Annotated in this window: 9 protein-coding genes; 2 read left to right on the top strand and 7 right to left on the bottom strand. The window is 60.6% G+C overall.

Annotation, left to right across the window (positions count from 1 at the left end; all coding sequences use genetic code 11):
* Positions 1–174 precede the first annotated feature (174 nt).
* From FEM54_RS20730 to FEM54_RS20710, 5 genes are all read right to left on the bottom strand, one after another.
* Positions 175–546, bottom strand: a complete 372-nt coding sequence (locus FEM54_RS20730) for a glutathione S-transferase N-terminal domain-containing protein (RefSeq protein ID WP_017137834.1) — start codon at positions 544–546, stop codon at positions 175–177.
* 102 nt (positions 547–648) lie between these two features.
* Positions 649–1,194, bottom strand: a complete 546-nt coding sequence (folE, locus tag FEM54_RS20725) for a GTP cyclohydrolase I FolE (protein ID WP_003442011.1) — start codon at positions 1,192–1,194, stop codon at positions 649–651.
* A 78-nt stretch (positions 1,195–1,272) separates the two neighbouring features.
* On the bottom strand, positions 1,273–1,830 hold the full coding sequence (locus FEM54_RS20720; protein WP_017137833.1) for a Smr/MutS family protein: 558 nt from the start codon (positions 1,828–1,830) through the stop codon (positions 1,273–1,275).
* A 75-nt stretch (positions 1,831–1,905) separates the two neighbouring features.
* Entirely contained in the window at positions 1,906–2,226 is a 321-nt protein-coding gene (locus tag FEM54_RS20715) for a hypothetical protein (RefSeq protein WP_056861118.1), read from the bottom strand.
* A 136-nt stretch (positions 2,227–2,362) separates the two neighbouring features.
* The gene (locus FEM54_RS20710; RefSeq protein WP_017137831.1) at positions 2,363–2,953 is read right to left on the bottom strand and encodes a cysteine hydrolase family protein; all 591 of its coding nucleotides are present in this window, start codon (positions 2,951–2,953) and stop codon (positions 2,363–2,365) included.
* A gap of 239 nt (positions 2,954–3,192) precedes the next feature.
* Here FEM54_RS20710 and prmB point away from each other — a divergent pair, with 239 nt between their 5' ends.
* Positions 3,193–4,101, top strand: coding sequence for a 50S ribosomal protein L3 N(5)-glutamine methyltransferase (gene prmB, locus FEM54_RS20705; RefSeq protein ID WP_058420625.1), 909 nt, complete (start codon positions 3,193–3,195; stop codon positions 4,099–4,101).
* Between the two features lie 77 nt (positions 4,102–4,178).
* On the opposite strand, the gene FEM54_RS20700 is transcribed toward prmB, so the two are convergent.
* Together FEM54_RS20700 and FEM54_RS20695 are read right to left on the bottom strand one after the other, a co-directional pair.
* Complete coding sequence (locus tag FEM54_RS20700) at positions 4,179–4,985, bottom strand: hypothetical protein (protein ID WP_138452752.1); 807 nt, start codon at positions 4,983–4,985, stop codon at positions 4,179–4,181.
* A 99-nt stretch (positions 4,986–5,084) separates the two neighbouring features.
* Positions 5,085–6,047 carry an alpha/beta hydrolase gene (locus FEM54_RS20695; RefSeq protein WP_017137828.1) on the bottom strand — a complete coding sequence of 321 codons (963 nt, stop codon included), beginning with the start codon at positions 6,045–6,047 and terminating at the stop codon, positions 5,085–5,087.
* A gap of 143 nt (positions 6,048–6,190) precedes the next feature.
* Between FEM54_RS20695 and aroC the strand changes: the two genes are divergently transcribed.
* On the top strand, positions 6,191–6,765 hold a 575-nt coding region (aroC, locus tag FEM54_RS20690; protein WP_138452750.1), incomplete at its 3' end, for a chorismate synthase.

Genomic DNA, 6,765 nt, shown 5'->3' with positions numbered 1-6,765 from the left:
GGCTCGGCCTTATTGGATCTGGTAATACTGGCTTAATTACACAGCCAAACAAATGTGGGAGCTGGCTTGCCTGCGATAGCATCACCTCGGTGTACCTGATACACCGAGGTGTCAGTATCGCAGGCAAGCCAGCTCCCACACAAGCCAGCTCCCACTTGGGTTCTTCAGCGGCTGTCAGACCGCGGCAAACCGCTTGTCGAGGTAATCAATGATCACCTTGGAGTCATACATCCAGGTGGTCTGGCCATTCTCTTCGATACGCAGGCACGGCACTTTGATCTTGCCGCCTTGCTCCAGCAGGGTCTGGCGGTCCTGTTCGTTGTTTTTCGCGTCCTTGAGCGCCACCGGCACATTCAGGCGGTGCAGGGTGCGGCGAGTCTTCACGCAAAACGGGCAGGCGTGAAACTGATACAGCGTCAGTTCCTTGGCCGCCGCGTTGACCTGTGCCTGTTGCTCGGCAGAACGCTGCTTTTTGCGCGGGCGGGTCAGGAAGTCGCCCGCGATGATGATTTGGCCGAGACCCACTCGAAGTGCTTTGACGAACATGGCTGAAAACCTCTTGCCCATGAAGAAGGGGCCGCAGCTTACCTGAATTTCGCGGGCGAAAAAAAACCGGCGATGAACGCCGGCTTTTCCTTACGCAGCCTGTTACTTGATCAGGCTGAGGAATTCGCTGCGGGTGGCCGCGTTTTCGCGGAACTCACCCAGCATCACCGAAGTGATCATCGACGAATTCTGTTTCTCCACACCGCGCATCATCATGCACATGTGCTTGGCTTCGATCACCACCGCCACGCCCAGGGCGCCAGTCACTTGCATCACGGCGTCGGCGATCTGGCGGCTGAGGTTTTCCTGGATCTGCAGGCGGCGCGCATACATGTCGACAATCCGCGCAACCTTCGACAGGCCCAGCACTTTGCCGCTTGGGATATACGCCACATGCGCCTTGCCGATAAACGGCAGCAGGTGGTGTTCGCACAGCGAGTACAACTCGATGTCCTTGACCAGCACCATTTCGCTGTTGTCGGAGCTGAACAAGGCACCGTTGGTGACTTCTTCCAGCGTCTGTTCATAGCCGCGGCAAAGGTACTGCATCGCCTTGGCGGCACGCTTTGGCGTGTCGAGCAGGCCCTCGCGGGAAACGTCCTCGCCGAGCTGGCCGAGGATCGCGGTGTAATTCTGTTCCAGGGACATGAAACTACCTGTGGGATTTTCGCAAAGCGCAAGGTTACGGTGGCGGGCACATCGCTGCAAGCCTGACGATGGCACTTGTTACTCGTCGCGCCCTTCCATCATGGTGCGCTTGAGCATCACATACACCGCACCGGCGCCGCCGTGGCGGGCCTGGCAGGAGGTAAAACCGAGTACCTGGGCATGCTGGCGCAGCCAGGTATTGACGTGGCTCTTGATCATGGGACGCTTGCCGTCCAGGCGCACGGCCTTGCCGTGGGTGACGCGCACGCAGCGGATTTCGAATTTGGTCGCTTCGGCCAGGAAGGCCCAAAGGGTTTCGCGGGCTTTTTCCACGTTCATGCCGTGCAGGTCGAGGCTGCCTTCGAACGGGATCTGGCCGATCTTGAGCTTGCGCATCTGGCTTTCCTGCACGCCGTCGCGAGCCCACATCAGCTCGTCTTCGGGGCCTACATCGATCACGAACTGGTCCGACAGGCCATCCACCGTGGTGGCGTCGGTGCGCACGGTCGCGGCCTGGCGCAACTTGGCGATCTGTGCCCGGTCGGCCTTGGGTTTACCGGTGTCGGCACGATCATGCTTGATCGGCTTGACGCCGCGCAGCTCGTTTTTGAACAGGGAAAAATCGTCGTCTTGCATGTCAGCCTCCGCGAAGGGCGGGCAGTTTACCTAAATCGCGGCGGCCAGGGCGCAGGAAACGCTATCCAAGCGCCATCAGTCGTGCTTTTTCATCAAGTGCGAAGCGATGTTCAGTGACAGCGGCTGACGCATTTTCCGACGGCTACGACGCCATAACCACACACCCAACCACAGCACCAGCAGTCCGATTACCAACAGGATAGCCGAACCGCCGGGGCTGGCATTCAACTCGCCAAGGGCCGGCGAATGACCAAACAGGCCGGCGCCACCAGCGCCGGCCAACAGCAAACCTACAATGGCCAGCAACGCGGCAAAGCCGGCCACCAAACGCAGACGCCAATTGCTCGGGCCTTTGGGGCGCAAGCGACGAGCGTCAAAACCATCGGATATCTTCATTCCGACCTTTCCTCCAGGGTATCGGCCCTTCGACCGGAAGATACACAGGTTGTTCCGACAGCAGCGGTAAATGCGCCAAATGAGAGGGCTTTGCGGATGAGCGGGGCAATAAATACGCCGCTCATCTCAAGGGCGATCAGATCAGATCTTTGGTCAACGCGAGGGTGGCGAAGTTGTCGGCCATGATGGCCATTTCAGTTTGCTGTACGTGCTCGGCGCTCAGGATGCCACCTTTGTAAGGCAGGTCACGGGTGGCGCAGGCGTCTTCCACCAGGGTGCAGCGAAAGCCCAGGTTCTTGGCGGCGCGCACGCTGGTGCTGACACTGGAGTGGCTCATGAAACCGCAGACGATCAAGTCCAGGGAGCCGAGGTCTTGCAGGTGTTTCTCCAGGCCGGTGCCATGGAACGCGCTGGGCAGCAGTTTGCCGATGATGGTTTCATCGCCTTGGGGTTCCAGGCCAGGAATGAACTCGCCGCGCTCGCCCTGCGGGTCGAACAGGCCACCGACGGTGCCAAGGTGACGTACATGCACGATCGGGCGCCCGGCATTACGCGCGGCTGTCACAAGCTGCTTGATGTTGTCGACCGCCGCGTCCATGCCGGACAGGGCGAGTGGGCCGCTGAGGTATTCCTTCTGGGCGTCGATGATCACGAGGGTCGCATGGTTCAGGTTGGCTGCTGCGTAACCGCGACCGCTGAGTTGAAACATCGTCTTTGGAACGGACATTCTGGGGCTCCTGTGAGGGGGGCTTTTGTCACATTGTCCACTGGCTGAGCGGTTCTGTGAATCGCTACCATCGTAAGGTACGCCGTTGTTGACGTGCAGCCATGTCAAGAGGTGGGCTTGATCAGCGCAATGATGGCAATTTGAATGATTTCCGACAGATGGTGAAGGGTTTTCGTACATCGTCGGTACAGGCGAAGGCTGTTAGAATCGCCAGTCGTTTTTTCCAGGAGCTTGCCCCCGTGATTACCTCCCGCCTGCGCACGTTGCGCGACCACATCCGTTGGGCTGTCAGCCGTTTCCATGGGGAAGACCTGTTTTTCGGGCATGGCACCGACAATGCCTGGGACGAAGCCCGGCAATTGGTGCTCGGCGCCTTGCACCTGCCTTGGGAAATTGCCGACAGCTACCTGGACTGCAACCTCGAAGAAGAGGAAGTCGCCCATGTGCAGCGCTTGCTGCACAAGCGTATCCACGAGCGTGTCCCTACCGCCTACCTGTTGAAGGAAGCCTGGTTCTGCGGCATGTCGTTTATTGTCGATGAGCGCGTGTTGATCCCGCGTTCACCGATTGGCGAGTTGATCGAAAACCGCTTCGAGCCATGGCTGGCCCAGCCGCCGGCGCGCATTCTCGACCTGTGCACCGGCTCCGGTTGCATCGGCATCGCCTGTGCCTACGAGTTCCAGGACGCCGAAGTGGTGCTGGGCGACTTGTCCTTCGAAGCCTTGGAAGTGGCTAACCAGAACATTGAGCGTCATGGTGTCGATGAACGCGTCTACACCGTGCAGGGCGACGGCTTCGATGGCCTGCCGGGCCAGCGTTTTGACTTGATCGTGTCCAACCCGCCGTACGTGGATGCCGAAGACTTCGCCGACATGCCGGATGAGTACCAGCACGAGCCGGAACTGGGCCTGGCCTGCGGCGATGATGGTCTGAACCTGGTGCGACGCATGCTGGCCGAGGCCGCCGACCACCTGACCGAGAAGGGCTTGCTGATTGTTGAAGTCGGCAACAGCCAAGTGCACGTCGAAGCGCTGTACCCGGAAGTCGACTTTGCCTGGCTGGACTTCCAGCGCGGCGGGCACGGTGTGTTCATGCTGACGGCTGAGCAGTGCCGGGCGCATCAGGCGGTGTTTGCGGCGCGGGTTTAACTTCATTCCGCAATAGGAACGCGATCAGTGTGGGAGCCGACAAGCCAGCTCCCACATTTGGAATGCATTCCAACCTTTCAGCGGTGTGTCGCAATCCAGATCAACAGCCCCGCCTGAAACACCGTAAACGCCACCAGGCACGTAATGGTAAAGCGCAGCCCACTGTCCTCGCGCTTGAACTTGGTGACCTTTTCTTCTTCCTTGCGCAGCTTCACTTCCTGCTCGGCCAGGTTCTGCTCGGCCTGCTGCAGCATTTGCGCAGCTTCGAGGATCTCCACGTACTGCACCTTTTCGGTGTTCCAGCTGTCCAGCACTTCGCTGACTTTGCCGGGTTGCACGTTCCCTTTGAGGTGCTGCACATCGGCGTAGGCCACATCAAAACCCTGGATGCGCAGGAAATGATCGCGACGCAGGCGCGTGGCTTCGTTGAGTGCATCCTTGTTGGCGAGGTCCACGCCGTCTACGCGGTAATGTGACCACTTCTTTTTCGCCCACGCGGCGGCCTGTGCCACCAGAAAGCGTCCCAGGCCACGGTTGGCCGGTTCAATTTCCAGGCTGTTACCCGGGCCGAAGTGCACACGGTGCGTCTCGTGATCGACCCAGATATCCAGGTGGTTCTGCTCGCGGCGCACACGTTGGCCGGGCAACTGGATCACCATGCGTAACAGGCTGTGTTTCTTGTCATGGCGTTCGGTATAGCCAAACTGTACGAACCGCAGCGGCCGTGCACCGGTGGCACGATCAGTGGCCAGGGGCGCCAGGCGCAGCATCTTGAAGTGTTCGGCCTGAACGTCCGCCCACGGCAGGGCCGCGGCCTCGACAGCCTCGGGTTTTTCGGCCGGGGTGTCGGCGGTAGATTCGGGTGTTGCTTCGGTGGTAGTCATGCGGCGCGATCCTGTCCAAGCCCGGCGAGCCGACAGTCTTTTTACTGTCGACTCTGGGCTTATCGGCCGTTTTATTCAGGACTGGAGGCAAATAATCGCTTAACGGGGTTGAAGTCCGTCGATAAAGCGCACGATGCGTTGGCCCAGCTCGGCGGCGAGGGGCAGTTTGGGGTCGTTGTACGACTCAAGCTGTTCCTTTACACCCTTGGGCACGATACGCATAACGTGGTTCATGCCTTGAATCACGCTCAGTTGCGCGTCGGGCTTGGCCGCTTGCAACTGCTGGGCATCCGCCACGCCGACCTGGATATCGTTGGTGCCCTGGATGATCAGAGCCGGCATGTTCAGTTTGGCGAAGGCGGCCGACGGGTCGGCACGAAACAGGCTGATCAGGTACGGCTGCACACTGGGGCGGAAAATGCCTTCCAGCGGGCGCGGTACATCGGCATCCACCTGGCCGGCCTTAAGGTGGTCGAGAATTTCATTGCTGCGCAGCAACAGGGCAGGGGGCAGATGATCGGCCAGTTGCTGGCGGATCACCTGGTCCACCGGCCGGGCGCTGCCGGACAGCGAAATAACCCCGGCCGGGTCGAGTTGCGGCGCGGCGAGGGTGGCGACCAGCGCACCTTCGCTATGGCCCAGCACGATCAACTGGCCCATGCGGCTGTCGGCCTTGAGCAGCTTGCCCCAGGCCACCGCATCGGCCACATAGGCGTCCAGGGTGAGGTTGCGTTCGTCGGGGGTGGCGGCCAGGCTCGCGGCCACGCCGCGTTTGTCGTAGCGCACGCTGGCGATGTTATTGCGCGCCAGCACCCAGGCCAGGCGCTTGAGGCTGTCGTTGCGCGCACCATCGGCGCTGTTGCCGTTGCGGTCGGTGGGGCCGGAGCCGGCGATGATCAGCACCACGGGCACGGGCTTGTCGGATTTTGGCAGCAGAAGTGAACCAAACAGCTCGCCGCTGCCGGTGTCCAGGCTGATCGGCCGTTGCAGCACGACGGGGGAGGCGGCGAAGCCAAGGCTGGAAAACAGGGTAAGGGTCAAAAGCAAAACTCGCAGCATCATCACGCCATCATCAGGAAGGTGCCGGTTGGACCAACGTCTACCGGTAAGGTTTCGAGGATGAACTACTCGGTTAGCCTGCGTATACTGGCTGCCTTAAGTTATTACGGTTGAGTTGATTCAACTGATTTCACGGAGCGCCCTGCATGTCCGGCAATACCTTCGGCAAGCTGTTCACTGTCACCACCGCGGGCGAAAGCCATGGCCCGGCGTTGGTCGCCATTGTCGACGGCTGCCCGCCAGGCCTCGAGTTGTCTCTGGAAGACCTGCAGCGTGACCTCGACCGCCGCAAGCCCGGCACCAGCCGCCATACTACCCAGCGCCAGGAGCCCGACGAAGTCGAGATTCTTTCCGGCGTGTTCGAAGGTCGCACCACCGGCTGCGCCATTGGCCTGTTGATCCGCAACACCGACCAGAAGTCCAAGGACTACTCGGCGATCAAGGACCTGTTCCGCCCGGCCCACGCCGACTACACCTACCACCACAAATACGGTGAGCGCGACTACCGTGGCGGTGGCCGCAGCTCGGCGCGTGAAACCGCCATGCGCGTGGCCGCCGGTGCCATCGCCAAGAAATACCTGGCCACCCAGGGCATCGTGATCCGTGGCTACATGAGCCAATTGGGCCCGATTGAGATCCCGTTCAAGACCTGGGACAGCGTCGACGACAACGCCTTCTTCAGCCCCGACCCGGACAAGGTGCCGGAACTGGAAGCCTATAT

This window comes from Pseudomonas edaphica, assembly GCF_005863185.1.
GTDB classification, from domain to species: Bacteria; Pseudomonadota; Gammaproteobacteria; order Pseudomonadales; family Pseudomonadaceae; genus Aquipseudomonas; species Aquipseudomonas edaphica.
Note: the sequence above shows the minus strand (reverse complement) of the source record. Positions and strands in the feature narration are given on the sequence as shown.

What these genes read in the sequence shown, in the direction of transcription:
- FEM54_RS20730 (WP_017137834.1), bottom strand. Translation starts at nt 546, where the DNA reads ATGTTCGTCAAAGCACTTCGAGTGGGTCTCGGCCAAATCATCATCGCG.
- folE (WP_003442011.1), bottom strand. Translation starts at nt 1,194, where the DNA reads ATGTCCCTGGAACAGAATTACACCGCGATCCTCGGCCAGCTCGGCGAG.
- FEM54_RS20720 (WP_017137833.1), bottom strand. Translation starts at nt 1,830, where the DNA reads ATGCAAGACGACGATTTTTCCCTGTTCAAAAACGAGCTGCGCGGCGTC.
- FEM54_RS20715 (WP_056861118.1), bottom strand. Translation starts at nt 2,226, where the DNA reads ATGAAGATATCCGATGGTTTTGACGCTCGTCGCTTGCGCCCCAAAGGC.
- FEM54_RS20710 (WP_017137831.1), bottom strand. Translation starts at nt 2,953, where the DNA reads ATGTCCGTTCCAAAGACGATGTTTCAACTCAGCGGTCGCGGTTACGCA.
- FEM54_RS20700 (WP_138452752.1), bottom strand. Translation starts at nt 4,985, where the DNA reads ATGACTACCACCGAAGCAACACCCGAATCTACCGCCGACACCCCGGCC.
- FEM54_RS20695 (WP_017137828.1), bottom strand. Translation starts at nt 6,047, where the DNA reads ATGATGCTGCGAGTTTTGCTTTTGACCCTTACCCTGTTTTCCAGCCTT.